Source organism: Branchiibius cervicis (genome assembly GCF_042661605.1).
Lineage (GTDB): Bacteria > Actinomycetota > Actinomycetes > Actinomycetales > Dermatophilaceae > Branchiibius > Branchiibius cervicis.
Genome location: NZ_JBHSWJ010000002.1, coordinates 3,707,982 through 3,731,818 on the forward strand (window position 1 = coordinate 3,707,982; position 23,837 = coordinate 3,731,818).

Annotated in this window: 25 protein-coding genes and 1 pseudogene; 15 read left to right on the forward strand and 11 right to left on the reverse strand. The window is 68.1% G+C overall.

What is annotated here, in order from left to right; genetic code table 11:
• Positions 1-60 precede the first annotated feature (60 nt).
• The 4 genes from ACFQBT_RS19140 (at position 61) to ACFQBT_RS19155 (ending at position 4,366) form a co-directional block, all read left to right on the forward strand.
• On the forward strand, positions 61-750 hold the full coding sequence (locus ACFQBT_RS19140) for a response regulator transcription factor (protein WP_377825200.1): 690 nt from the start codon (positions 61-63) through the stop codon (positions 748-750).
• On the forward strand, positions 747-2,117 hold the full coding sequence (locus ACFQBT_RS19145) for a HAMP domain-containing sensor histidine kinase (protein ID WP_377825202.1): 1,371 nt from the start codon (positions 747-749) through the stop codon (positions 2,115-2,117). Before ACFQBT_RS19140 ends, ACFQBT_RS19145 begins: the two co-directional genes overlap by 4 nt.
• Positions 2,118-2,426: 309 nt before the next feature.
• Complete coding sequence (locus ACFQBT_RS19150) at positions 2,427-2,678, forward strand: hypothetical protein (protein ID WP_377825204.1); 252 nt, start codon at positions 2,427-2,429, stop codon at positions 2,676-2,678.
• Positions 2,675-4,366: a SulP family inorganic anion transporter gene (locus ACFQBT_RS19155; RefSeq protein ID WP_377825206.1), complete on the forward strand. Its 1,692-nt coding sequence runs from the start codon at positions 2,675-2,677 to the stop codon at positions 4,364-4,366. The genes ACFQBT_RS19150 and ACFQBT_RS19155 overlap by 4 nt, the downstream gene beginning before the upstream one ends.
• Before the next feature lie 140 nt (positions 4,367-4,506).
• Here ACFQBT_RS19155 and ACFQBT_RS19160 read toward each other — a convergent pair whose 3' ends face one another.
• Entirely contained in the window at positions 4,507-5,040 is a 534-nt protein-coding gene (locus ACFQBT_RS19160) for a hypothetical protein (protein WP_377825208.1), read from the reverse strand.
• A 63-nt stretch (positions 5,041-5,103) separates the two neighbouring features.
• Here ACFQBT_RS19160 and ACFQBT_RS19165 point away from each other — a divergent pair, with 63 nt between their 5' ends.
• Both ACFQBT_RS19165 and ACFQBT_RS19170 read left to right on the forward strand, forming a co-directional pair.
• Complete coding sequence (locus ACFQBT_RS19165) at positions 5,104-5,718, forward strand: CGNR zinc finger domain-containing protein (RefSeq protein ID WP_377825210.1); 615 nt, start codon at positions 5,104-5,106, stop codon at positions 5,716-5,718.
• A 14-nt stretch (positions 5,719-5,732) separates the two neighbouring features.
• Positions 5,733-6,053 (forward strand): antibiotic biosynthesis monooxygenase family protein, encoded by a 321-nt coding sequence (locus ACFQBT_RS19170; RefSeq protein ID WP_377825211.1) that lies wholly within the window; start codon positions 5,733-5,735, stop codon positions 6,051-6,053.
• On the opposite strand, the gene ACFQBT_RS19175 is transcribed toward ACFQBT_RS19170, so the two are convergent.
• Genes ACFQBT_RS19175 through ACFQBT_RS19185 form a run of 3 tightly spaced genes read right to left on the reverse strand, consistent with a single transcriptional unit; the run spans position 6,050 to position 8,780 of the window.
• A complete protein-coding gene (locus ACFQBT_RS19175) occupies positions 6,050-7,612 on the reverse strand; it encodes an MDR family MFS transporter (protein WP_377825214.1) in 1,563 nt (520 codons plus the stop codon). The two genes, ACFQBT_RS19170 and ACFQBT_RS19175, sit on opposite strands and share 4 nt — an antisense overlap.
• On the reverse strand, positions 7,609-8,256 hold the full coding sequence (locus tag ACFQBT_RS19180; protein WP_377825216.1) for a TetR/AcrR family transcriptional regulator: 648 nt from the start codon (positions 8,254-8,256) through the stop codon (positions 7,609-7,611). Before ACFQBT_RS19180 ends, ACFQBT_RS19175 begins: the two co-directional genes overlap by 4 nt.
• 50 nt (positions 8,257-8,306) lie before the next feature.
• Complete coding sequence (locus ACFQBT_RS19185) at positions 8,307-8,780, reverse strand: MarR family winged helix-turn-helix transcriptional regulator (RefSeq protein WP_377825218.1); 474 nt, start codon at positions 8,778-8,780, stop codon at positions 8,307-8,309.
• A 58-nt stretch (positions 8,781-8,838) separates the two neighbouring features.
• Between ACFQBT_RS19185 and ACFQBT_RS19190 the strand changes: the two genes are divergently transcribed.
• The 6 genes and pseudogenes from ACFQBT_RS19190 (at position 8,839) to ACFQBT_RS19215 (ending at position 15,996) form a co-directional block, all read left to right on the forward strand.
• Complete coding sequence (locus ACFQBT_RS19190; protein ID WP_377825220.1) at positions 8,839-10,302, forward strand: MFS transporter; 1,464 nt, start codon at positions 8,839-8,841, stop codon at positions 10,300-10,302.
• Positions 10,303-11,129: 827 nt separating this feature from the next.
• Positions 11,130-12,896, forward strand: a pseudogene (locus ACFQBT_RS19195) (FtsX-like permease family protein); the annotation flags it as partial.
• A 70-nt stretch (positions 12,897-12,966) separates the two neighbouring features.
• Positions 12,967-13,797, forward strand: coding sequence for an ABC transporter ATP-binding protein (locus ACFQBT_RS19200; RefSeq protein ID WP_377825565.1), 831 nt, complete (start codon positions 12,967-12,969; stop codon positions 13,795-13,797).
• The gene (locus ACFQBT_RS19205; RefSeq protein WP_377825222.1) at positions 13,794-14,315 is read left to right on the forward strand and encodes an ATP-binding cassette domain-containing protein; all 522 of its coding nucleotides are present in this window, start codon (positions 13,794-13,796) and stop codon (positions 14,313-14,315) included. Before ACFQBT_RS19200 ends, ACFQBT_RS19205 begins: the two co-directional genes overlap by 4 nt.
• Positions 14,316-14,404: 89 nt before the next feature.
• A complete protein-coding gene (locus ACFQBT_RS19210) occupies positions 14,405-15,361 on the forward strand; it encodes a GNAT family N-acetyltransferase (RefSeq protein WP_377825224.1) in 957 nt (318 codons plus the stop codon).
• Positions 15,358-15,996 carry an NAD(P)H-binding protein gene (locus ACFQBT_RS19215; RefSeq protein WP_377825567.1) on the forward strand — a complete coding sequence of 213 codons (639 nt, stop codon included), beginning with the start codon at positions 15,358-15,360 and terminating at the stop codon, positions 15,994-15,996. The genes ACFQBT_RS19210 and ACFQBT_RS19215 overlap by 4 nt, the downstream gene beginning before the upstream one ends.
• Here the strand turns inward: ACFQBT_RS19215 and ACFQBT_RS19220 are convergent.
• Complete coding sequence (locus tag ACFQBT_RS19220; RefSeq protein ID WP_377825226.1) at positions 15,993-16,538, reverse strand: hypothetical protein; 546 nt, start codon at positions 16,536-16,538, stop codon at positions 15,993-15,995. The two genes, ACFQBT_RS19215 and ACFQBT_RS19220, sit on opposite strands and share 4 nt — an antisense overlap.
• A gap of 58 nt (positions 16,539-16,596) precedes the next feature.
• Between ACFQBT_RS19220 and ACFQBT_RS19225 the strand changes: the two genes are divergently transcribed.
• Entirely contained in the window at positions 16,597-17,007 is a 411-nt protein-coding gene (locus tag ACFQBT_RS19225; RefSeq protein ID WP_377825228.1) for a YccF domain-containing protein, read from the forward strand.
• A 4-nt stretch (positions 17,008-17,011) separates the two neighbouring features.
• Here the strand turns inward: ACFQBT_RS19225 and ACFQBT_RS19230 are convergent, their stop codons facing one another.
• Positions 17,012-17,548 (reverse strand): helix-turn-helix transcriptional regulator, encoded by a 537-nt coding sequence (locus ACFQBT_RS19230; RefSeq protein WP_377825230.1) that lies wholly within the window; start codon positions 17,546-17,548, stop codon positions 17,012-17,014.
• Positions 17,518-19,680, reverse strand: a complete 2,163-nt coding sequence (locus tag ACFQBT_RS19235) for an ATP-binding protein (protein WP_377825232.1) — start codon at positions 19,678-19,680, stop codon at positions 17,518-17,520. Before ACFQBT_RS19235 ends, ACFQBT_RS19230 begins: the two co-directional genes overlap by 31 nt.
• A gap of 184 nt (positions 19,681-19,864) precedes the next feature.
• Between ACFQBT_RS19235 and ACFQBT_RS19240 the strand changes: the two genes are divergently transcribed.
• Complete coding sequence (locus ACFQBT_RS19240) at positions 19,865-20,374, forward strand: hemerythrin domain-containing protein (protein ID WP_377825569.1); 510 nt, start codon at positions 19,865-19,867, stop codon at positions 20,372-20,374.
• Complete coding sequence (locus tag ACFQBT_RS19245) at positions 20,262-20,528, forward strand: hypothetical protein (RefSeq protein ID WP_377825617.1); 267 nt, start codon at positions 20,262-20,264, stop codon at positions 20,526-20,528. Before ACFQBT_RS19240 ends, ACFQBT_RS19245 begins: the two co-directional genes overlap by 113 nt.
• Positions 20,529-20,567: 39 nt before the next feature.
• Here ACFQBT_RS19245 and ACFQBT_RS19250 read toward each other — a convergent pair whose 3' ends face one another.
• Genes ACFQBT_RS19250 through ACFQBT_RS19265 form a run of 4 tightly spaced genes read right to left on the reverse strand, consistent with a single transcriptional unit; the run spans position 20,568 to position 23,803 of the window.
• Positions 20,568-21,128 (reverse strand): suppressor of fused domain protein, encoded by a 561-nt coding sequence (locus ACFQBT_RS19250; RefSeq protein WP_377825233.1) that lies wholly within the window; start codon positions 21,126-21,128, stop codon positions 20,568-20,570.
• 10 nt (positions 21,129-21,138) lie between these two features.
• Complete coding sequence (locus ACFQBT_RS19255; protein ID WP_377825235.1) at positions 21,139-22,563, reverse strand: amidase; 1,425 nt, start codon at positions 22,561-22,563, stop codon at positions 21,139-21,141.
• Entirely contained in the window at positions 22,560-22,796 is a 237-nt protein-coding gene (locus ACFQBT_RS19260) for a hypothetical protein (RefSeq protein ID WP_377825237.1), read from the reverse strand. Before ACFQBT_RS19260 ends, ACFQBT_RS19255 begins: the two co-directional genes overlap by 4 nt.
• Positions 22,793-23,803, reverse strand: coding sequence for an MFS transporter (locus ACFQBT_RS19265; RefSeq protein ID WP_377825239.1), 1,011 nt, complete (start codon positions 23,801-23,803; stop codon positions 22,793-22,795). The genes ACFQBT_RS19260 and ACFQBT_RS19265 overlap by 4 nt, the downstream gene beginning before the upstream one ends.
• Between the last annotated feature and the right edge of the window lie 34 nt (positions 23,804-23,837).

Sequence of the window (23,837 nt, forward strand, 5' to 3'; positions counted from 1 at the left end):
CGCAAGGCGCAACGACGCAGCACTATTCCGGGCCACAGCCACGCGGCGTACCGTCGCTCCATGTCCGAACGGCGCAAGCTGGTGGTCGTGGCTGAAGACGAGCCGGCGATCGGCGACATCATCCGCCGGTATCTGGAACGGGATGGCTACCAAGTGCAGTTGGTGGTGGATGGTTTGGCGGCGCTACACGCTGCCCAAACCCGGGCACCGGCGGCGCTGGTCCTGGACATCGGGCTGCCCGGGATGGACGGGATAGAGGTGTGCCGCCGGCTGCGCAGCGACGGGGACTGGGTGCCGGTGCTGTTCGTCAGCGCCCGCGACGACGAGGTCGACCGGATCCTCGGGATCGAACTGGGTGGCGACGACTATCTGACCAAGCCGTTCTCGCCCCGGGAACTCGTCGCGCGGCTCGGCGGCATCCTGCGCCGCGCTGGACGACCGGAGCAGCGGTCGCGGGTCCTCTCAGTGGGCTCGGTGCACCTGGATGACAGCAGCCGCCGCACCTATGTGGGTGAGGACGAAATTGACCTGACGGCAACGGAGTTCGACCTTCTACGGTGCTTGATGGAGCATCCGGGCCAGGTGTTCACCCGCAGCCAGCTACTGCGCCAAGTATGGGGTTACGACTCCGACGCGGTGAGCCGCACCGTCGACGTCCACATCGCTGCGCTGCGGTCCAAGCTGGGTGCCGCGCCCATCCTGCGGACGGTTCGTGGCGTGGGATACGCGGCCCAGGAAGCCTCGCGGTGACGGCGGGTAGGACCACGCTGTTCCGCCAGATCCTGCTGCTGGCTGCGATCGTCGGGGTCCTCGCTGCGGCGATCACGGGCGCACTGTCGGCCGGCCTCGTGCGCGCCGACCAGCAGAGCCGGGCCCGGCAATCGTTGGTCAAGCTCGCCGATGCCGTTGCCACAGAGATCAACAGCAGCGCGGATCCCGCTGCGACACAACGGCGTACGGTGCGCACCCTCAACGCGATCGACATCCGGACCGTCATCGTCAACGACCAGGGGCACGTCGCCAACCCGAAGGTAGCGCTGGCCGATGCCGTCACGCCGGCCGACATCGACCGGCTGCGCAGTGGGCACCCGGTCTCGGTCATTCGGGCCGATGACCACGAGGAGGTGCTGGTCGAAGGTCGTCCGACCGCGCTGGGGTCGGTCGTACTGTTGCAGCGGCAACAGGACGCGATCGGTCCGGTGGGCGGTGTCTTCCTGCGCACGCTGATCGCCTTCGCCGTGGCCTTCGCGGTGGCGGCACTCCTGGCGCTGGTCCTGTCGCGGCGTATCGTGCGGCCCCTGCGGCAGACGGCAGGGGTTGCGCACGCCCTGGCCAGCGGCAGCCGCGACGTCACCATCCCGATCGAGGGACCGACGGAAGTAGCGGAGTTGGCCGAGGCCATCAACGGGCTGAGCCGATCGCTGGCCCGATCCGAGGCGCAACAGCGCGAATTCCTGCTGTCCGTCTCACACGACCTGCGCACCCCGTTGACGGCGATCAGTGGGTACGCCGAGTCGCTGGCTGACGGTGTCATCGCACCTGGCGAGACGAGCGCGGTGGGGTCGGTGATGCTCGCCGAGTCGCAGCGGCTGACCCGCATGGTGGCCGACCTGCTCGACATCGGCCGGCTCGAGGCCGGGGAGGTGCGGGTGGAGGCGGTGCCCACCGACGTATCGCTGCTGATCACGCACTGTGCCGATGCTTGGCGTAATCGCCTGCAGGACAAGAACATCGAACTGCGCACCGAGATCGTCGAAGACGTGTGGGCGACGACCGACGCGATTCGCCTGCGACAGGTCGTCGACGGGTTGCTGGACAACGCAGCCCGGATCCTTCCGGCTGGTGCGCCCGTAGTCCTCGCGGTGCGAACGGACGGTGAGCAGTATGTGCTCGTCGAGGTGCGTGACGGGGGTCCCGGTCTGCGCGACGAAGACCTTCCGGTGGCCTTTCACAAGGCGGTCCTGCACGATCGCTACCGAGACACCCGCCCCGGAGGCAGCGGTCTTGGGCTGGCCATCGTGCAGCGTCTGGTCACTGCTCTCGGCGGACAAGTGGAAGCGGGCCACGCACCTGAGGGCGGGGCCCGCTTCACCATACGGCTGCCGATCAGGGCGTAGCGCGAACCCCGATCCGGGTCGCGGTCGGCGAGGACGTCGAGCCAGTGCCCACCACGATCACGTGCTCGCCCGATTTCAGGCTCGTCGCGTTGACCGTCTTGTCCCCGCTCGCGCAACGTGGTGGCGGAGGTGATGGTGAACTTCTGGGTGAACCCGTCCGCCGATTTCACCGACACCGCGCGCGACGAGACCGACGACACCGTCCCCCGGATCGCGTCGTGGGTCACGTAGCCGCTCTTGCCCTTGGTGACCCAGGTGGCGTGCAGAGCGTGGCGAAGCTCGTCGGCGTGGTGTCGGTGATGCGAGCTGGTGGGCGAGGCAGAGGTGGAGGGGGTCGGCGATCCGGTCGCGGCGTACGCGGTGGCGCCGCCGCCGATCATTGCGACGGTCGCCAGCGCACCAGTGGCGATGACGGTCTGTTTCCTCATGATTCTGACCCTTTCTGAGAGCACGGCCAGCGGCGTACCCGCGAGCTCCGTTCCACACTGCGACGCCCAGATTCAGGGGATGCGAGCGGATTGTCAGGATCCGGTAAAGATCGCTGGGATACTCGACCGGTGACGGATCGGCTGGCAGCCACGCTGGTTCCCCGCTCACTGCGGGGCTATCAACGCGGATGGCTCGGTGCGGACGTACTCGCCGGGCTCACTCTGGCGGCGATCGCCATCCCCGAGGTCATGGGATACACCTCGATCTCACGGACCCCGGTGGTCACCGGGCTCTACACGCTGCTTCTGCCGCTGGTGGCGTTCGCGCTCTTTGGCGCCTCGAAACTGCTGGTGGTCAGTGGCGATTCGGCAACGGCGGCAATCCTGGCTTCCGGTCTGGCCGGTGCCGGTCTCGCGGTCCAACCTGACTCGCCTCGTTGGGTGGCGCTGTGCTCGGCGACCGCGTTGCTGTGCGGCGGCCTGCTGATCCTGGCCCGGCTGCTGCGTCTCGGGTTCATCGGAGACTTCCTCTCGGCGTCCGTGCTCGTGGGTTTTCTCACCGGTGTGGGCGTCCAGGTCGCCACGTCGCAGATTCCCACCGTGCTCGGCGTGACCAAGGGTGACGGCAACTGGATTCAGCAGCAATGGCATTGGCTGACGTCTTGGGACGCAGTGTCATGGGCCACCGTGGGTTTCGGCCTGGGCACGGTCGCGTTGATCATGATGTTGCGTTGGCTTGCCCCGAAGCTGCCGGCCTCGATCATCGTCGTCGCGGTGGCGATCGTGACGGCAACGCTGACGCATGCGGCACAGCACGGCGTAGGCGTCGTCGGTGCGGTCCAGGGCGGCCTCCCGCACCTGGGGCTCCCGGGCGGTATCCGGTTCGGTGACGTCACCGCAATCGCGAGCACTGCTCTCACGTGTTTCACCATCGTCATCGCGCAGAGTGCCGCGACGTCCCGTAGCTTCGCGATGAAGCACGGCGACAGGCCGGACGTGAACCGGGACTTGATCGGTCTTGCGGTCGCGAACCTGGGCGCCGGTTTCAGTGGGACGTTCGTCGTGAACGGATCGCCCACCAAGACCAAGGTGCTCGACGAACAGCACGGTCGCACGCAGGTGGCCAATCTCGTGGTCGCGGCCGTCACCCTGCTGGTCCTGCTCTTCCTCACCGGCTTGTTACGCAACCTGCCGCACGCCGTACTCGCCGGGATCGTCGTGGTGATCGGGGTGCAGCTGGTCGACCTGCCCGGGCTGCGCCGGATCTACCACCGGCGCCGGATCGAATTCGCGGTCGCGGTGGCCACCGCAGTCACGGTCTGCGTCGTCGGCGTCGGCGCCGGGATCGTGCTCGCGCTGGTGCTGTCGCTGGCCGAGGTGATCCAACGCGAGTACCGCGCTCCCACCTACGTCCTCGGCATCCGGGCCGACGGGGGTTATGACTACGACGTCGCCGCACCGGGGAAGCAGAGTGAACCCGGCCTGCTCGTGGTGCGCTTCGATGCAGAACTGTTTTTCGCCAACGCCAGTCGCTTCGTGGATCGGGTTGAGGCGCTCGTCGACACGGCGCCGGACCCGGTCAGATGGGTGATCCTGGACTGCGCCGGCATCCCGGACATCGACTCCTCGGCCGGCCTGAACCTGGTGAGCATGATCGACTACCTTCACGCTCGCAGCATCCACCTGGTGCTCGCCCGGCCGGACACCGATCTGCTGCACACGCTCGGCAACTACGGGATGACCGAGCTGATCACACCGCAGTACGTGTATGACGATCTCGATACCGCGGTTGCGGCGTTCCACGGCACTCCCGCCGCGTGATCGAACGCTGTGGCCGCTGCGCGCTGAGGATTCGTGGTGGTTTCGTCGCGAATCGTGGTGGCGGGGGTGGGTGAGGTCGGGAGTTGTGGTGGTTTCGTCGCACATCGCGATCCCGCAGCCCCTTCAGCCAGATGACCTAACTACCGCAACGCAGTGCACTCGTTGACTTCCGAGCCCACCGTCAAGCTCATGGTGCGCGTGCCGTCAGTGCCGAAATCGAGTTCGTGCACGCCATTGACCCGGTAGACCCCGGGCCTCAAGCCACGGGAGGTCCCGATGGGCATGCCGACACCCACCGGGCCCAGCATCAGATAGTGCTCGATGGTGCCGTCCGCGCGGTCGGTCTCGACCGCGGTGCCACCGACGTCGATGGTCGTGCTGGCACCACTGGCGGTGTTGGTCAACTTCTCGATCAGCGGGCCGGCGAAGACCGTCTGCCGGGGAGTGCCGTTGTCCCAGCGCGACAAGACCTTCGCCTCGATGCCCTGCCGGACGGGGGTGGCCGACAGGTCGAACGTGCCGCAGTACTTCGCTGCCGGGTAGGTGACCGCCGGCTGGGTCACCGGTGTCCAGACCTCCGAGACCGGGTGCCACCCGGTCGTCGTGGAGGAAGGTGCCGGCGCGACGATGGCGGAGGCGGCCGCTGCAGCCGTGAGGAGGGTGACGCCGATCATGAGCTGTCCTAACCACTTGGTAGCTCTAACTGGTTATTCGAACCAACCGGTTAGGTTGGGGGTATGTCAACCGCCTGGGCCGTCCGAGAGGATGGCGTATGGCTGCCCAAGCAGATCAGTGGGCACCCCGGACTCGAACTGTGCAACACCCGCGCGGGATGGCGCGAATCGGCGGGATGGGAGGGCGAATACCTCCGTGGTTACGACCAACTTGCGCTGATCGCCGGTCGCACCGATCTCATCAATCGGGATCAGGTGGATGGGCTCCGACGAAGGGCGCGGCGCCACCCCGAGGACGCTGCGAAAGAAGTCGGACGGGCGGTCGCGATCCGGGCGGATCTGTACGCACTCTTTACCGGAGCCGCCTCGAGACGAGCCATGGCACGGGTCGCCGACGCGGTACAGGTTGCGCGCAGTCGTCAGGTACTCGACCTGGCTGGATCGTTAGCGGTGTGGCGACTCGAACGACCGGAGCGACTGGCCGACGCGCTCGATGCGCTGCTGATTGCCAGCGGAGACCTGCTGACCGGCGGTGAGGCGGACCGGGTCGTGGCGTGCCCCGGCCGGCATTGCGGCTGGCTCTTCGTCAACGCCAGCGGCCGGCGGCGATGGTGCCAGATGGCGGTGTGCGGCAACCGGGCCAAGCAGGCCTCCTTTCAGGCCCGCCACCTCGATTGACCGACAATGGCGTCATGAACGCGCACGCGACGCCCGGGGCGACCCTTGAGCACGCCCTCCTGCCCGTCCGTCCCGGCCAGGAGGAGGCGTTCGAGGCGGCCTTCGCGCAGGCGCGTCCGCTGATCAGCCGCCAGCCGGGATTCACCTCGTTGCGATTGGCCCGGAGCCTGGAAACGCCCTCCCACTACGTGTTGCTCGTGCAGTGGGAGAGCGTCGAGGCGCACACCGAGGGCTTTCGTCGATCACCGGAGTATCAGCAGTGGAAGGACCTGCTGCACCGTTTCTACGATCCGTTCCCCACGGTCGAGCACTTCACGGACGTGTTGTCTGGTTAGTCGGCCATCGCGGCCGCAACCTCCAGCGGTTCGGCGGCTTCGTGCTCGATCGTGGTGGCCAGCGGCTTCTCGTGGACGAAGCCGAGCAGTGCTGCGGCCAGCACCATCAGCGGCACCAGGTAGAAGAACACCGGGGTCAGCGCGTCGCTGTAGGCCGACACGATCACGTGCTGCACGGATGCCGGCAGGGTCTTGACCAGATCCGGGGTCAGCGAGTTGGCGGCCGTACCGCTGCCGCTGGTGGACAGACCGGACAGCAAGTCAGCGAGCCGGTTGGCGAAAACCGTTCCGACGATGGCTGATCCGAGGGACGCGCCGATCTGACGGAAGTAGTTGTTCGACGCCGTGGCGGTGCCGACCTCGCGGGCGGAAAAGGTGTTCTGCACGATGAGCACCAGGATCTGCATCGACAGACCCAGCCCGATGCCCATGACCGCCAGGTAGCTGCAGATCACGACGATCGAGGTGTCCGCGCTCATCGTGGACATCAGCCACAGCGCGACGCCGACGACGACGGCACCGACGATCGGGTAGACCTTGTAACGGCCCGTGCGGCTGACGACCTGACCGACCACGGTCGACGTGATCAGGACGCCGGCCATCATCGGGATCATCAGCAATCCCGCCTTGGTGGCGCTGGACCCGGTCACCATCTGCAGGTAGGTCGGCAGATAGGCCATGGCGCCGAACATCGCGATACCGATGAACAGGCCGGCGACGGTGGTGAGGACGAAGTTGCGCTCGCGGAACAGGTGCAACGGCATCACCGGCTCATCGGCGCGCCGCTCCACCACAACGAATCCAATTGCGGCAGCGAGAGTTACGGCGATCAGGCCGATGATCTGAGCCGAGTCCCAGGCGTACGTCGTGCCGCCCCATACCGAGGTGAGGACCAGTGAAGCGGAGGCCAGGGCGAGCAGAGCGGTTCCGGCGACGTCCAGCTTCGGGCGGTCGGCCGTGGCCGTGTGCGGGTGCAGGAAGAAGACCGCGGCAGCGATGGCCAGGATGCCGAGGGGGATGTTCATCCAGAACGCCCAGCGCCAGCCAGGACCTTCGGTGAAGTAGCCGCCGAGCAGCGGACCGGCGACGGAGGCGAATGCGAAGACGCCGCCCATGATGCCCATGTAGCGCCCACGTTGGCGGGCGGGCACCACGTCGGCAATGATCGCCAGCGCCAGGATCATCAGACCGCCGCCGCCGAGGCCCTGCACGGCGCGGCCGATGATCAGCCACGTCATCGTGCCGGCCAGTCCGCCGATGACCGAACCGGCCATGAAGAGGGTGATCGCGGCGATGAAGATGTTCTTGCGGCCGATCAGATCACCGAGCTTGCCGTAGACCGGCATCATGATCGTCGAGGCCAGGATGTAGGCCGTGGTCACCCACAGCATGTGGTCCACACCGTTGAGCTCACCGACGATGGTCGGCAGCGCGGTGCTGAAGATGGTCTGGTCGAGCGACGCCAACAGCATCGCGATCATCAGACCGGCGAAGACGAAGAGGACGCCGCGATTCTTCGCGGTCCCCGATTCGGCCTCGTCAAGAGCAACAGAGGTCATGAAAGGCTCCTGATCGTGTGATGGACGAGCGCGAGAGCGCGCTCCTCGAGGTGGTTTTCGTCGAGCGGCTGGCCCGGCGTCGTTGCCGCCCAGTCCTCGATCGCGGATTTGACCGCTGCACCGCACAGGGCGATGACCAGCGGAGTCGACGGGGCGCTTTCGGGATCGGCAGCCCAGGCGGGGTGCGCGGCCAGGATGCGCGCGGCGTACTCGACGGTGCGGGTACGCCGGGCGGCCAGTTGCGCGAACTGGCCGGTGATGAGCTCGGGGTGGCGTCCCATGACGGCCATCCGGTCGGCCTGACGGGCCGGGCTGTGCACGTGAGTGCTGGTGCCCATGGTGGCCAGCACCAGGCGGATCACCAGAGCCAACGGTTCGCCCGACCCTGCCTCGGCGTCGGCCAGCACGTCCTCGAAGACGGCGTCGTCGGACGTGTCCGGCTGGATGCCGAGGATCGCGGCGTCCTTGCCCTCGTAGTAGTTGAAGAAGGTCCGCGGGGACACATCGGCCTTCTCGCTGATCGCTTCGATCGTGGCCGCGTCCAGACCGCCCGACAGGACCAGCGAAAGGGCGGCCGCGTGGATCCGGGCCGCCGTTTCGGTGCGCTTGCGGTCGCGAAGACCGGGCGTCTTGGAAGTGGACATATAGCTACACTAACGCAAAGTTGCAGTAGTGCAAAATTGCGCCGATGCAGCTACCCGTTGCCCAGGCGCGACCAGGTCTGACGTCGCACGGCATCGCCGTAGCCGTCGACGAAGGCGCTGAGCAACTCCAGGAAGCGCTCCCGCTCCTCGCCCGGTAGGTTGCCCAATGCCTGGTCGAGCAGGCCCAGGTGCACCGACAAGTCGCGTTCGAACCTCTCGAGCCCGGAGTCGGTCGCCTCGAAAAGCCATGCCGCACGGCCGGATTGACGGTTGCGGGTCAGCAACCCGGCGGCCAGGGCGGCGTTCACCTGTCGGTTGACGGTCGACTGCTCCAGATCAAGGCTCTCGGCGATCTGCCGCAGGGTCCGTGGCTGGCGGTCACTGAACAGCCACATCAGCCGCCCGTCGGCGGCGTTGAGCGACGCGTGTTGCTCGGTCACCCGGCGGACGCGCTGCAGTGAACTCAGCAGCGAGGCGACCTCGCGATCCTGGGGGAGGGGCGCCGGTTTGGGGGTTCGCTCCATAGGTGTGTAACCTACACAAGTTGCCCTGATGTGTACGTTACACAAACCCGGAGATCCGATGCCTTCCTCCCGCTCCGCACGCTTCCCAGCCCTCGCGGTCATCGTCGTCCTATGCCTCGGCAGTCTGTGCGGAGCATTGATGCAGTCCCTGGTCATCCCGATCCAGAGCGAACTGCCGCACCTGTTGTCCACCGACGCCGGGAGCGCCTCGTGGGCCATCACCGCGACGTTGCTCGCGGCCGCCGTGACAATGCCGGTCACCGGGCGCCTGGCGGACATGTTCGGCAAGAAGCCGGTGATGGTCGTCTCGGCCGGCATCCTGCTCGTGGGCTCCGCCCTCGCGGCGATGTCCAGCACGTTGGCGCCGTTCCTGGTCGGGCGGGCGCTGCAGGGCATCGCGATGGGGTACATCCCGGTCGCGATCAGCATGGTGCGTGAGATTGCACCGCCCGAGCGCCGCGCCGGTGCGGTCGCGGCGGTCAGCGCCACGCTGGGAGTCGGCGGTGCCCTCGGGCTGCCGCTGTCGGCCTGGATCGCTCAGGACTACTCCTGGCACGGGCTCTTCTGGCTGTCCACCGTCCTGGCCGCACTCATCCTCGTGGCCACCGCGATCGTCGTACCCAACGTCCATGACGCCCACCCGGCACACCTGGACGTCGTCGGGATCATCGGGCTGGCGGTCGGTCTGATCGCGGTCCTGGTCGGTGTCTCCAAGGGTTCGGAGTGGGGCTGGAACGCCACGTCCACCGTCGGCGCGATCGTCGGCGGGCTGGTGGTGCTGGTCGCCTGGGGTTGGTACGAACTGCGCCACCACGACCCGTTGATCGACCTGCGCACCACCGCCCGTCGGCCGGTGCTCTTCACCAACCTGGCGGCCGTGCTCATCGGCTTCGGCATGATGGCCCAGTCGATCGTCGTACCCCAACTTCTGGAGATGCCCACCGAAACCGGTTACGGGCTGGGCCAATCGATCCTGCACGCGGGTCTTTGGATGGCGCCCGGCGGTCTGATGATGATGGCGTTCGCGCCGGTCTCGTCGGCCCTCATCACCCGGTCCGGCGCCCGGATCACCCTGGCGCTGGGCGCGTTGATCATCGGTGTGGGGTACGTCGTGGCGCTGGCCCTGATGGGCGCCCCCTGGCAGCTGATGGTCGCCTCGTGCGTCGTGTGTGCCGGTGTCGGTATCGGCTACGCCGCGATGCCGACCCTGATCATGGACAACGTGCCGCCCTCCGAAGCCGGCTCCGGGGTGGGCGTCAACGCGCTGATGCGCTCGGTGGGTACGACGATCGCCGGAGCCGTCATGGCCGCCATCCTGACCAGTGACACGGTCAAATTCGGTGGGGCAGTGGAGATTCCGGCCAAGAGCGCGTTCCAGCTGTGCTTCATCGTCGGTGCTGCCGCAGCGTTGGCGGGGGCAGCGGTGACGCTGCTGATCCCGCGCCGCTCGACGGTCACCGCGGATGAAACCGTCGAACTGCGTGAGGACGGTACGGAGATCGGGCTGATCGCCGGCGGGTGAGCGTGACCGAATCGTAAGGGTTCATCCGATCCCTATGGGGGCCGTTCCTGGCAGGGTGGTGCGGTGACCTCACTCGTTGCCCGCGCCCGCAACAGCCGGCGCGGGCAGCACGTTGTGGTGAGCGTGGTCGTCGCGCTGATCGTGGCGACCGTCGCGTTGATCCCGCTGGTGGAGCGCTCGTTCTCCTCGGCGCTGGTGGATTACCGCGTCGACCAACTGCCACCAGTCAGCAGCCAGGTGGAAGTGGACGCCCCCAGCGATACGGCCACGACTACCAACAGATGGCGTCGTACGTCGATCCGCGGCTGCGCGCGGTCACCCAGCCACCCGTGGAGACCACCCAGGTCACCGGGACCTGGGCCGACCAGAACGTGCTGGTCCTCGTGCAGAACACGAACGGGCAGTGCCAGCAGATCACGATCACCGCCGGCCGATGCCCGTCCGCCGCCAACGAGATCCTGGTCTCCGACGCAGCGCTGACGGCGCAGAAGATCTCCGGTCTGAAGATCGGCGCTCAGGTCCACGTCGCCCAGATCAACGGCTCGGCGCTACCCGAGCAGCTGCCGCAGAAGACCTTGACCGTGGTCGGGTCGTTCACGGCGAATTCGTCGTCGTACTGGGGCGGCGTCAACCCCGCACGGTACGCCCCGCCCAACCCGGCGCGGACCGCACCGAACCAGGTGTGGCTGACGGCTCCGGCGACCTTCGCGCAGGGCCAGGGCTGGTTCTCACCGAACCTGTCCGTGCGTTTCCCGCTGAAGAACGACGCGATCACCGCGAACACGCTCAGCACGGCGGTTGCCGGCTCGGCCAAGACCAGCAGCGGGATGCCGGATGGCGTGACGGTCACCGAACCCCTCACCCAGATCCAGCAGGACATCGCGATCGACCTCGATCAGGTCAAACAACTGGTCCCGTTGCTCTTCGTGCAGCTGCTGATCCTGGTGCTGATCCTCGCCTACCAGGTGTTCAGTCTCCTGACGAACCTGCGCCGGTCCGATGCGGCCGTCCTGAAGATGCGCGGTCACGACCGGCGCAGTCTCACGCGCTTTGCCGTCGGCGAGTTCGCCGGCGCCGTCTTGCTGGGTCTGCCGCTCGGTCTGCTGATCGCCTATCTGGCCGATGCGGCCATCGGGCGGTTCATCCTGCCCACTGACACGGTGCCGAGCTGGAACTGGTGGGCGCTGATCTGGGCCGTGCTCGCGCTCCTGGCGACCATCGTCCTCTTCGTGTTGATCTGGTCCCGGATGACGCGCACACCGATCATCGACCTGATGCGGGCTGCTCCGCGCCGGGTCCGCGGCGTACCGGTGGCTTTGATCGTCGCGGGCGCGTTGGCCTTCGCGGGCGTGGTCCTCGCGGCGACCGGCAACCTCACCGGCGCACCGAGCCTGCTCGTCCCGACGCTCGCGGCCATCGTGCTGGCCGCATTGCTCGCCGCCGGGCTCGGTGTGGTGGGTGCGTGGCTCGTACGCCGCTTGTTCAGTGCGGGCCGCGCCACCGGCGCGCTCGGGCTGGCCCAGACGATCCGCCGGCCCGGTGCGGTCCCGGTGCTCACGACGCTGATCATCGCCACGACGCTGGTCAGTTTCAGCGCGAGCCTGCTGATGCGGGGCGATGAGAACCGGCAGGCCCGGGCGACCGCCGACATCGGTGCTGCGGTGGTGGTGGGGGCGAGTTCGAGCGTGACCGGAGCGGTCGACCCGTCGGCGCTGCTCAAGGCGGTCGACAAGACCGACCCGGGGCACACCCATCTCACGCCGGTCATCGAGATCAGCGCTGCGTCGGACAATGCGTTGGCCACGGTCGGTGTGATCCCGTCGGACGTGTCCCACATCGCCGCCACCGACGGTGTGTCGTCGAGCGTGCCGTGGGACGCCCTGAAGCAGCCGGGTTCCCCGGGTGCGCTGTCAGCCATCACCTCGGAGACCGTGACCACGAGAACCGGTGGTCAGCTGACGGCACCGGGCATGGCGGACCGCGACGACCAGGTCAACGTGGTGGCCACCACCCCCTACATACCCGGGGTGCCGTTGCAGGCAGTGGTGGTGGACCTGAAGACCATGTTGGCGGGCGGTTCGCGGACCGACCAGGTGCTGGAGAGTGTCTGGTCCGACTCGACCGATCCGGCTCTGCTGCAACGGTTGAAGGACAACCTGAGCGCCGCCGGGTTCGACCTCATCAACGTCAACAGCATCGAGAAGCAGCGGGCGGAGTACGACGCGACGGCCACCGCGTGGTCGATGCACCTGAGCCTGTTGCTGGGCGCGGCGGCCGTCCTGGTGGCGCTGCTCTCCCTCGCCACGATGGTCACGGCGACCCGGCGGCAACGGGCGGTCGACGTACGCTCGCTGGCTGCGGCCGGCGTGCCGCGACGGATGGTCTCCCGGGCGACCACGATGGAGTTCCTGCTGGTGGCGATCGTGGCCGCGGTGCTCGGGCTCATTGCCGCCCCCGTCGGTGCGTCGATCGTGGGCGACTCCTTGCCCTGGTGGTCAACCCCGCCTGACTATCCCGTCACCAGAACGGGATTCGCCTGGTCGGCCGGTGTCGGTGCGGTCGTTGTCCTCTTCGTGGTGCTGGCGGCGATCGCGGTGCTGGTGAGTCGACGGCCCTGCGAGCGGCTGGAGGTGCACGATGACCGACTTCGAACCGCGGCAGGGTATGGCCGTCCAGGTGGACCGCCTGGTGCAGATCTACACCGTCGACGGGCAGGACGTGGCAGCGCTGTCCGGCGTCAGCCTGTCGGTCCCGAGCGGATCGGTCGTCGCGCTCGTCGGGCCCTCGGGTGCCGGCAAGTCCACGCTGCTGAGTGTCCTGTCCGGGCTGGTCCCGCCCAGCGCCGGCCGGGTCCTGTTGGGCGACCTCGACCTGGCCCGCGCCAGCACCGAACAGGTCGACGCACTGCGGGGCGACAAGGTCGCGGTCATGGTGCAGGACATCGACCGGAATCTGTTGCCCTACCTGACCGTTCGCGAGAACGTCGCCCTGACCGCGCCGCCGCGGCTGCGCACCGCGATCCGCCCGGCGGACGCGTTGGAGATGGTCGGCGTACCGGAGGAGGACTGGAACTCACCGATCGACGCCGTGTCTCCGACGGTGCGGCAGTTGACCGCCCTGGCCTCCAGCGTCGCGCCCGATCCACAACTGCTCCTGGCCGACGAACCCACCTCGAGCCTGACCGGCGACGAAGCGCGCCGCATCACCGAGGCGCTGCGGACCGTCAACCAGGAGCGGGGTACGACGATCGTGGCGGTCACGCACGACGTCGACGTGGCCGTCGGGCTGGGCGGGCGCATCGTGACCATCCGAGACGGCCGCGTCGGCAACGACAGCACGAGCTTCGAAACCACCGAGATCCTCGTCGGGGAGGGCGGCACCGTTGTCCTGGGCGCGGAGTTCGACGGCGACTTCCCGCCCGGCACCCGGTTGCGGATCGAGCGTGATCCGGCCAACGGAGCCATCATCCTGACCAGGGTGGAGGAGCTGCGATGATCCGGATCGACTCGGCCACAGTGCATTTCGGCGATACCCCTGCTCTTCGGGAGTTGAGCCTGCAGGTCCCCGACCGGACGATTGCTCTGGTCACCGGCCACGCCGGCAGCGGCAAGTCCACCCTCATCGACGTGTGCCGGGCAGTGGTCAAGCCGGACTCCGGCACCGTCGCGGTCGACGAACCGATCGCCGTGGTGACCCAGAGCTACCTGTTGCCCAGCAGCCTCACCGCCTTGGAGCAGTTGGTGCTGCAGGGATTGATCCGCGGTGTCCCGGCGTCCGAGGCGGAGACCACCGGTCAGGAGCTGCTGGTCGCTCTCGGTCTCGACGGGGTCGATCGCAACATGCCCGACGAACTCTCCGGCGGTCAGCGGCAGCGACTCGCAGTGGCCCGGCGCTGGCCGCGCGACCGAAGACCCTGCTGCTCGACGAACCCACGAGTGCCCTGGACCGCGCCAGTCGCGGCCTGGTGCTGCGGGCCGTCCGGCTGGCTGCCGACGCCGGAGCCGCGGTGTTGATGACGACCAACGACGTGGAGTTGGCGGACTGGGCGGATCAGACGGTCGCCCTGTCGTGAGGCCGGCGGCGGTCGTGACACGATGCCGCCATGCAGATCCGTCCCGCGCGCCGCGACGAAGCGGCCACCATCGCTGACCTTGTCCAAAGCGCCTATCGCGGCGACTCCGGCCGCCGGGGGTGGACCAGCGAGTCCGACCTGCTCGACAACGAGCGGATCGGCGCGGACGCCGTGGGGGAGATCATCGACGGCGCCGACAGCGTGGTGCTGGTGGGACAGGACGGCGAGCGGCTGATCGCCTGCGCCGAGCTTCGGCGGTTCGACGAGCACACGGCGTACTTCGGGATGTTCGCGGTCGACCCGGACCGGCAGAACAGCGGGACCGGCCGCGAACTTCTCACCGCCGCTGAGCTTTTTGCTCAGCAGACCTGGCACGCGGACACGATGCGGATGCAGGTCATCGACGTTCGCACCGAGCTGATCGACTGGTACCACCGCCGCGGCTACCGCACGACGGACGAACTCATCCCGATGTCCCCGGAGTTGCTCGCAGCTGCCAGCCGCCCGGACCTGAACTTTGCGGTCATCACCAAGGCTCTGGGGCCCAGGCTGACCCCGATCACGGCGGCCGACCGGGCCGAGTGGGAGCCGCTGTGGCAGGGCTACTTGGAGTTCTATGAGGAGCAATTGCCCGACGCGGTCACCGACGACACGTTCGCCCGGCTGGTCGCCGACCGGGAGTTGCACGGCGTGCTGGCCCGCGACGCCGACGGTACGGCGATCGGTTTCGTGCATTGGCTCTTCCACGCCTCGACCTGGACACCCCAGGGGTACTGCTATTTGGAGGATCTGTTCGTCTCACCGGACTCCCGCGCCCACGGCACCGGGGCCGGGCTGATCGCGCACGTGGTCCGCGCCGCCCGTGACGGGGGTGCCGCGAAGGTGTACTGGCTCACCCAAGTGGGCAATTCACGCGCCCGGTCGCTGTATGACAAGGTGGCGACGGATACAGGATTCGTTCACTACGAGATCGACTTGGGGCACTGATGCGCACACTCATCATCGGCGGGCACGGCAAGGTCGCACTGCTGGCGGCCCCGCTCCTTGTCGCCCAGGGTGATGAGGTCACCAGTGTCGTGCGCAACCGGGACCAGTTCGAGGATGTCCGCGCAACCGGCGCGGACCCGCTGCTGCTGGACGTCGAGCACGCCGACGTCGACGCAATGGCCGCGGCCTTCGAGGGCTACGACGTGATCGTCTGGTCGGCGGGTGCCGGCGGCGGCTCACCCGAACGCACCTACGCAGTGGACCGGGACGCCGCGATCCGCTCGATCGACGCCGCCTCCCGGGTCGGTGCGCGGTACGTCATGGTCAGCTACTTCGGAGCGGGCCCCGACCACGGGGTGTCGCCGGACAACTCCTTCTACGCGTACGCCGAGGCCAAAGCCGCCGCCGACCAGCACTTGATCGCCTCCGACCTGAAATGGACTCTGCTGGAACCGAGTTCGTTGACCTTGGCAGAGCCGACCGGTCGCATCGACGCGGATGCCACCGAGGGGACCCAGACATCCAGGGGCAACGTGGCTCGCGTGATCGCGGCCGTCGTGGCGGCGGGCGACAAGGCCGCGGGACGCACGATCGAATTCAACGACGGCGACACCCCGATCGACGAGGTTATCTAGCACCCGTCGTTCTTCCAGGAGCCGCCCTCCAGCACCCACGGCTGGCGGTTCTGGTTCAGCCCGCTCTTGGGGTAGGTGTAGGTCGCGAACCCCGAGTCGCCGTTGACCACGACGCGCAGCGTGGCGATCGGCGTCGTGCCGTAACCCTGATGCACCTGCTTCACGACGGCGTTGAAGACCGACGGGCTGTAGAGCTTCTGACAGCGCGCCGACAACAGCGCGTACGCCGCTGGACCGTTGCCGCCGGTGTAGAAGCCGGAGTAGGAGCGGACCGCCGACTCCAGGGCCGCGGTGGGGCTGGCCACTGTGCTGTCGTTGGCCGGCGGCGGCGTCGTCATCGGCTTCGTAGGGGCCTTGCTCACGGTGCCGCCGCTGGTCGGTGCCGCGGCGGACGTCGACGTGGGCGCCGGGGTGGACGACGTGGTCGGCGCGGTGCTCGTGGCGGTGCGGCTCGGCGTACCCGCATCGGACCCGCCGCACGCGGCCAGGGCACCCACCAAGGCGGCCGCCGCCAGGGCGGTCCCGCAGCGCTGCAGCCTCATGCGCGAACCATAACTCCGGAGTTCGTGAACTGGGTGGTCGATGCGGGAGAATAGGGGTGTGAAGACGATCCTGAACATCATCTGGCTGGTGCTGTGCGGCTTCTGGATGTTCTTGGGATATCTGGCTGCCGGTGTCATCCTGTGCATCTTCATCATCACGATCCCCTGGGGTATCGCGTCGTTCCGGATCGGGGCCTACGCGCTGTGGCCGTTCGGGCGCACCATCGTCAGCAAGCCCGGTGCTGGCACCGGAAGTATCATCGGCAACGTCATCTGGATCATCTTCGCCGGGTGGTGGCTGGCGCTCGGGCACATCACCACCGGGATCGCGCTGTGCATCACGATCATTGGGATCCCGTTCGGCATCGCCAACTTCAAGATGGTGCCGATCGCGCTGGTCCCGCTCGGCAAGGACATCGTGCCGACCTCGTCGCTGCGCGCGGGGCAGCAACCGCTGATCGAGCTGTAGTCGCTCAGGGCGCGCCCACCTGCGCCGCGAGCGCAGCGCGGGAGTTGACGCCGAGTTTGCCGAACGCCTTGGACAGGTGACTCTCGACCGTCTTCTCACTGACGAAGAGCCGGGCCGCGATCTGCCGGTTGGTCAGACCGTCCGCGACCAGGGCGGCGATCTCGCGCTCGCGAGCGGTCAACTCACCGTTGAGCGGCCCGGTCCGGGAGTGCAGCGTCGCGGTGCCCCGCACCAGGCGGCGCAGGTCGCGCCCGATCTGCCGCTCCAGCAGTAATGCCCCGCATTGGCGGGCCAGTGTCCGGGCGTCCCGCAGGGTGTCGGCGGCGCCGGCCGGATCGTCCGCGGCCCGGGCCAGGCCGCACAGGTGCAGCCCCCGCGCCTGCTCCCATCGCATTCCGGCGTCCCGTGCCTCGGCGGTGGCGCGCTGCGCGGCGGCCAACGCCGCTCCCGGTTCGTCCCGGGCCAGCAGTAGCAACGCTTCGGCCTGGTCCCGCCCGACGGCCGCCGACGTCAGGAGGTCGGCTGCAGGGAGGGCACGCACCCGTTCGACATGCTCGGCGGCCGCGGCGTCGTCGCCGAGCGCGAGCAGACCCTGCACCAGGCGCGGGGCCCACCGGCAGATCCAGCCCGGCTCGTCGTGGGCCGCCAGCAGCGGCACTCCTCCTCAGCGCGACCGGCCATGATCAGGGTCGAGCCGAGGACGGACCGGGCGTTGGTGGTCATGACCGACGGCTCGAGGCGGGCGGCCATCGCATGCGCCTCCTGCGCCAGAGTGGTAGCCCGCGCCAATTCGTCGCGCTCGGCGAGGACCCAGGCGTGCAGCCATAGCGCCCACTGCAACGGTTGGTCGAGCCGGGCGATCCTGGCCTCCACGGTCACCTGTTCGCTGAGCGCAGCAGCCTCGGTCAGTCGACCGGTGAGCGCCAGGCCGAGCACTTCGGCCAGGGCAGCGGGTGCTGCGGCGAAGAGGTTGCCGGCGGCGCGAGTCACCCCAGCCGCGCGGCGGGCCGTCACCAGGACGTCGTCGAAACGGTCGATCTGGGCGAGGGTCCATGGCACCATCGCCGAAATGTCCGCGTGGCCGAGAATCTCTGCCACAGAGGCATGTTCGACGATCCGGCGTGCTTCAGCCGCCGACTTCGACGCCTGGTCCAGGTCGCCGCGAAACTGTGCGGTCATCGCGAGCAGAACCTCCCGGGCCGCGTCCAGCAACCCTTCGCCGCCCTGTTCCGGTCGAGCCGCGACCGCTTGGCCCACCAGTGGCGCGACCTGCTCGAAGCGGCCGGCGTGGAACGCGGACACGGCGGACGCGGCGTACCAGTCGCTGCGCCCGGCCGGCGGCAGTCCGGTTGGGTCGACGGCGGCAAGCCGGCGTTCGCTGGATGTGACCAGGCCGGTCAACCGCTCGAGGGCAGCCGCCCGCAGGGTCAAGTCGGTCCAGTCCGGGTTGCCGGCCGGCAGTCGCTCGAGTTCGTCGCCCATGCGGTCCAGGGCCTCGACGGCACGCCCGGACTGCACCAGCGCGGTGATCAGGTGCTGGGTGTGCCCGGGGGCCAGGCGAGGATCGCAGCGCAGGGCGGCGGTGTACCAGTCGGCGGCGACGGACGGCGATCGGTGGCGCACCTGCTCGGCCGCCTCGATCAACGTCCGGGCGGCAGCGGTGTCACCGAACTCGGCCACCGGGCGCAGGTGACGAGCGATCGAGGGCGCCGGTGCTCCACCGGCTGCCAGCACCGCGGCCGCGGATCGGTGCAGCGTTCGCCGACGGGAGACGTCGGTCGATTCCAGCACCGCCGAGCGGACGACCGGGTGCCGGAAACGGAACTGCGCCAGATCGACGCCGGGGTGCAGGAAGCGGTGCCCGGTGAGTTCGGCGAGCAGGTCGTCGGTCCGTTGCTCCGGCAGCCCGGCCACCCGGGCGGCCAGCCCGACCTCGAAGGGGTCGCCGAGCAGAGCGGCCGCTTCCACCAACCTGACCGCGTCGGCGGACAGTCCGGCCAGTTCCCGGTGCACCGCAGCGACGATGCCCGTCGGCACCGATTCGTCGTCGTGAGAAGCCAGTTCGCGCAGGAAGAGCGGATTCCCACCGGAGGCCCTGACCAGATCCGGGCGGTCGCCGGTGACGCCGTGATCGCGCAGCAGCCGAATGCTGTCCGCTTCGTCCAGCGGTCCGAGATCCATCACGAGGCAGCCGGCCGGAGCCGTCGTCGCCACTCGCACCAACGCATCGGCCACCGGACCGGGACGAGCGGTGATCATCAGCACAGCCGGTATCCGGGGCGGCCGACTGAGCAGGATGGCGAGCGCGTCCACCGTCGCCGGATCCGCCCAGTGCGCGTCGTCCACGAGCAAGGCCACGGCCCGGTCGCCGGCGGCATCGCGCAGGTCATCGGCCGCCGACTGCGCCCACTGCCAGTCCGGCTGACCGTCGGCGGGGGCGAGACCCATGGCGCTCAGGCCGGCCAGCGGAACGTCCTGTTCGAGTTCGGTGGCCCGGCCGCTGCGCACCATCAGTCCGGCCCCAGCGGCGTACCGGCGGGTCGCCCGCAGCAGTTCGGTCTTCCCGATCCCGGGCTCGCCACGCACGATGACCGTGCGCCCGCGGCCTCGCGCCGCGTCGTCCACGGCTTGTTGCATCGCAGCCCGTTCCGCGGCCCGGCCTATCAGCGACATGTCAGCAGAATCCCAGGTAAGGGTGGGCAACGACTAGGGATTTCCCCGATGTGCCCGCCATCCACCGAAGGGCACGGTGGGAGCACACCGCATCCATCACACGATCCATCACAAGGAGAAGCTCATGACTTTGCCCACCACTGACGGCCGGCTCCACGGCGACGGACTGACCGACGTACGCATGATGATCTCGATCCACCGGGTCTTCCGCCGCGAACTGGGGTTGTTGCCCGCCTCCATCCGGCAGGTCGCGGCCGGCGACCGCAGGCGGGTCAAGATCCTGGCCGATCACCTGGGTCTGGTCGCAGGAGGTCTGCACACCCACCACACGCACGAAGACGAGATGATGTGGCCGCTGCTGCAACAGCGGGTGCCCGCCGAGCTCGAACCGCTCGTCGATCTCATGGAGGAGCAGCACGAGCGGGTCGCCGACCTGGGCGAACGCGTCCAGCAACACCTGGCAGCGTGGACGGCCAGCGCCGCCGGCTCGGACGGCGCCCGTCTGGCCGATGCGCTCGACGACCTGGTCGCTGCATTGTGTGAAACACCTGGACGCCGAGGAATCGCGCTTGCTGCCGATCATGGCCCGCCACATCCAGCCGCAGGAGTGGGCCGACTTCGCGCACGCTGGCGAGTCCAGTACGCCCAAGAATCTGCGGATGGTCTTCCTGGGCATGATGCTCTACGAGGGTGACCCGGCCACGATGGCCACCGAGCTGGCCAAGATGCCGGCGCCGGTGCGTGCCGTCGTACCCCGGCTCGCCCGGCGTGCCTACCGCAAATACGCCACGCAGGTGCACGGCACACCGCAGCCGGCGCGCGGGGTCACCGTGCGGGCGGGCGTGTGAGCGGATCGTGGGTCTTCCGGCTACCGGGGACCTTGGGCGTCACAGCACCGCGGGGCGGGTCACGTCGTAGAGGTCGGCGCCGGACTTCCAGAACTGCTCCATCCGCCCGTCGCTGATCGCGGCCGCCTCGGAGGCATGGATCGGGTAGATGCCGGCGACGTTGATGACATCCTGCGGCGGCGCCCCGTCGGGGGCGTGCAGGACGTTGAGGAAGTCGGCCTCGTCCAGCAGCGTCGGCGCGAAGACCACGAAATGGTCCATGTCGGACTCTTCCGTGATCGGCTGGCCGAAGTTCAGCACGGTGCCGTAGCTGAACGGGCAGTCGGGGATGTTCGCCGCCAGCAGACCGGCGGCGCGGGCCCAGCGCTCATCGGTGGACCTCACCCCGATCAGCAGCTCGGGCCGGCCGCGGGTCCACGCCGGGTTGTCCAGCAGCGACAACCCGTAGGTGACGCCGACGAGCATGCCCTCCTCGGGGACGTCGGGATAGACCAGCGCACTGATCCTGTTGCCGTCGGGCAGGTCCTGGTAGTAGACGTTCGCCGGGATCTTGCCGGCGAGCGCGTCGAAATGGCTGACGAAGTCCTCGACCCTGGTCACCGGCCCCACGCTACGGCAGCGTGGGCGTCAATCGTGGTCGGTGGCTGGCGAACAACGGGCCCTGGATTTCTTCCAGGGCACGGCCGACCGAGAACACCGTGTCGTCGTCGTAGGGCTGACCGACGATCTGCACACCGGTCGGCATACCGTTCGCAGCGAATCCGCTGGGCACGTTGAGCACCGGGCAGCGGTTCGCGATGTTGAACGGCAGCGTCAACAAGGCGAACGTGGAATCGACGGTGGAGCCGTTGATCTCGATACCGTCCTTCATGGTGTCGCCGGCGGGGAAGCCGATCGCGGCGGCCGTCGGGCAGATGAGGGCGTCGAAACCGTGCATGGCCCTGCTCAGGGCCTGGTGCACCGCGTGCTCGCCGCGCATGGCATCGAACATCGTCATGGTGTTGCGACCGGTGGAGGTCAGTTCGAGGTACGCCGCGGTGTAGTCGTTGAGCTCATCCTCGCGGCCCTGCACGGTCTGACTGAGCCAGGAGGACATCGACTGTCCGAAGTGTGCGACGACGGCGAGGAACAAGTCCTCCATCTCCCAGCCCACCCGCACCTCTTCGATCTGTGCCCCCGTTTTGGCCAGGGCGTCGACCGTTGCGCGCGCATTCTCCCGTTGGACCGGATCGACCTGGAACAGGTCCAGATCCGGTGAGAAGGCGATACGCATCCCGGAGACGTCGCGATCTGCACGAAGCTGGGTTTTGGGCAGGGATACGTGATCGCGCGGATCGTGCCCAGCGATGACGTTCGTGATCAGCAGTGAGTCATCGACCGTGCGCGTCAGCGAACCGTCACCGCGGTAGTAGTCAAGGCTCATGGCCCCCGTGCCGGGCACCCGGCCGTACGGGGACTTGTAGCCGACGGTTCCGGTGAATCCGGCCGGTCCCCGGGTTGAGCCGCCGATGTCCGAGGCGGTGCTCACCGTGGTCATCCCCGCTGCCAGCACCGCTGCGGCGCCACCCGAGGACCCGCCGGGAGACATCTCCAAGTTCCACGGGTTGCGGGTGACGCCCCACATCTTCGTGTGGGTGTAGGTGGCGACGCAGAACTCCGGTTCGGTAGTCCGCAGGTGCAGTACCGCGCCGGCCGCCAGCAGGCGATCGACGATCGGGTGATTCTCAGTCGGGGTGTAGCCGTCCCAGGCCGAGGAGCCTTCGCAGATGTGGTGACCGGCGATGGCGTGCTTCTCCTTCACCGCAACCGTCAGCCCGTCCAGTGGCAACGGGTTGCCATCGCGGTATCGGCGGGTCGCGGCTTCCGCTGCTTCCAGCGCGGACTCGTCCATCCGTTCGGTGACGGCGTTGATCTGGTCTCCCGCCTCGTCGACGCGTCGCAGCTGGGCTTGCAGAACCTCAGTCGGCGTCGTCTCCAGACGGCGGAGTTTCTCCAGCAGTTCGGTAGCCGAGTCGTACAGCGGATCGACATTCATCGGGTGGCCTCTTTCGTGGTGTTGGTGATACCGGAGGGGTCGAAGAGCAGGTGAGAGGGGACGCGAGCCCGGAATTCCTCGGCGTTGCGCGGAGCCAGGTAGGCAGCGATGACGGCGATGACGGATCCGATAGCCAAGCAGGCCCAGGCGGCGTTCCAACCATTCGCGTCGACGACGAATCCGAACATGGCCGGCGCGACGATTCCAGCGACCATGCCGCCGGTGAGGATCATGCCCGATCCGATTCCGGCAACGCGGGGTTCAGCTGTTTCAACGGGATGCTGAACGCGCCGATGTAGGCCGGCGAGCTGCACCCGACCGCGACCATGGACAAGAGAACGTAGACGACAAGGTTGGATACGTGCGGCAGCAGGATGATCAGGATCCCCGCAATGGTCATCCCGGGAATGACCAGGGGTCGGATCCGGCCGCCGATGCGGTCGGAGACCCGGCCGGACAGCACGATGACGATTGCTGCCGTGAGGCCCGCCGGAAGACCGAGCAATGCGGCCGACGAAGCGCTCAGCCCGCGTTCCTCCTGTAGGTAGGAGGCGAACCAGGAGTTGGTGCCCCAGATCAGGACGTCATAGCCGAAGAAGGCGAGCACGTACAACCACATCGTGGGGACCTTCAACAGTGCCGTGCCCCCGTTCGACGGGTTCGGAGCCAGGTCGACCTCCTGCAGCGGCGCAGGCATCTTGGTCACGAAGGAGAACGTCACCACCAAACCCAGGACCGACACCGCGACGAACAGACCCCGCCAGCCGATCAGCGGGATGAGGACGGCGGCGAGGATCATGGCCAGCACACCGCCGACGGCGTTGGAGGAGTTGACCCACCCGTTGGCGGTCATCCGGTCCTGCGGAGTGGAACGCTCCGCCAGCAGTTTCATCCCTGCTGCCGGGAAGATCCCCTGGGAGAGGCCGAACAGCACTCGGATCAGGATCAACGTGCCGAATGAGGCTGCGGCGGCGGTGAGTCCGGTGAAGAGTGACCACGCCAGGAGACCGACCACGGCGATGCGCATGGCTCCGAACCGATCGGCGAGCAGACCGCCTGGAATCTGTACCGCGGCGTAGGCGATGAAGAAGACGGACACTGCCAGACCGAGCTGACCGTGGTCGAGGTCCAGGTCCCGACCGATGGCGGGAAGCGCGACACTGATCACGCTGCGGTCGATGTAATCGATGCACCATGCGATGAACAGGAGGATGACGGTGGTTCGTGTTCGTGGATTCATGGCGGTCCTTCGGGGACGGACAGGCATATCAGTG

Excerpts from the sequence above, each read along its gene's own strand:
- ACFQBT_RS19140 (WP_377825200.1), top strand. The coding sequence starts at position 61 with ATGTCCGAACGGCGCAAGCTGGTGGTCGTGGCTGAAGACGAGCCGGCG.
- ACFQBT_RS19160 (WP_377825208.1), bottom strand. The coding sequence starts at position 5,040 with ATGATCGGCGTCACCCTCCTCACGGCTGCAGCGGCCGCCTCCGCCATC.
- ACFQBT_RS19165 (WP_377825210.1), top strand. The coding sequence starts at position 5,104 with ATGTCAACCGCCTGGGCCGTCCGAGAGGATGGCGTATGGCTGCCCAAG.
- ACFQBT_RS19170 (WP_377825211.1), top strand. The coding sequence starts at position 5,733 with ATGAACGCGCACGCGACGCCCGGGGCGACCCTTGAGCACGCCCTCCTG.
- ACFQBT_RS19175 (WP_377825214.1), bottom strand. The coding sequence starts at position 7,612 with ATGACCTCTGTTGCTCTTGACGAGGCCGAATCGGGGACCGCGAAGAAT.
- ACFQBT_RS19180 (WP_377825216.1), bottom strand. The coding sequence starts at position 8,256 with ATGTCCACTTCCAAGACGCCCGGTCTTCGCGACCGCAAGCGCACCGAA.
- ACFQBT_RS19185 (WP_377825218.1), bottom strand. The coding sequence starts at position 8,780 with ATGGAGCGAACCCCCAAACCGGCGCCCCTCCCCCAGGATCGCGAGGTC.
- ACFQBT_RS19190 (WP_377825220.1), top strand. The coding sequence starts at position 8,839 with ATGCCTTCCTCCCGCTCCGCACGCTTCCCAGCCCTCGCGGTCATCGTC.
- ACFQBT_RS19200 (WP_377825565.1), top strand. The coding sequence starts at position 12,967 with ATGGCCGTCCAGGTGGACCGCCTGGTGCAGATCTACACCGTCGACGGG.
- ACFQBT_RS19205 (WP_377825222.1), top strand. The coding sequence starts at position 13,794 with ATGATCCGGATCGACTCGGCCACAGTGCATTTCGGCGATACCCCTGCT.
- ACFQBT_RS19210 (WP_377825224.1), top strand. The coding sequence starts at position 14,405 with ATGCAGATCCGTCCCGCGCGCCGCGACGAAGCGGCCACCATCGCTGAC.
- ACFQBT_RS19220 (WP_377825226.1), bottom strand. The coding sequence starts at position 16,538 with ATGAGGCTGCAGCGCTGCGGGACCGCCCTGGCGGCGGCCGCCTTGGTG.
- ACFQBT_RS19235 (WP_377825232.1), bottom strand. The coding sequence starts at position 19,680 with ATGTCGCTGATAGGCCGGGCCGCGGAACGGGCTGCGATGCAACAAGCC.
- ACFQBT_RS19240 (WP_377825569.1), top strand. The coding sequence starts at position 19,865 with ATGATCTCGATCCACCGGGTCTTCCGCCGCGAACTGGGGTTGTTGCCC.
- ACFQBT_RS19245 (WP_377825617.1), top strand. The coding sequence starts at position 20,262 with ATGGCCCGCCACATCCAGCCGCAGGAGTGGGCCGACTTCGCGCACGCT.
- ACFQBT_RS19255 (WP_377825235.1), bottom strand. The coding sequence starts at position 22,563 with ATGAATGTCGATCCGCTGTACGACTCGGCTACCGAACTGCTGGAGAAA.
- ACFQBT_RS19260 (WP_377825237.1), bottom strand. The coding sequence starts at position 22,796 with ATGATCCTCACCGGCGGCATGGTCGCTGGAATCGTCGCGCCGGCCATG.
- ACFQBT_RS19265 (WP_377825239.1), bottom strand. The coding sequence starts at position 23,803 with ATGAATCCACGAACACGAACCACCGTCATCCTCCTGTTCATCGCATGG.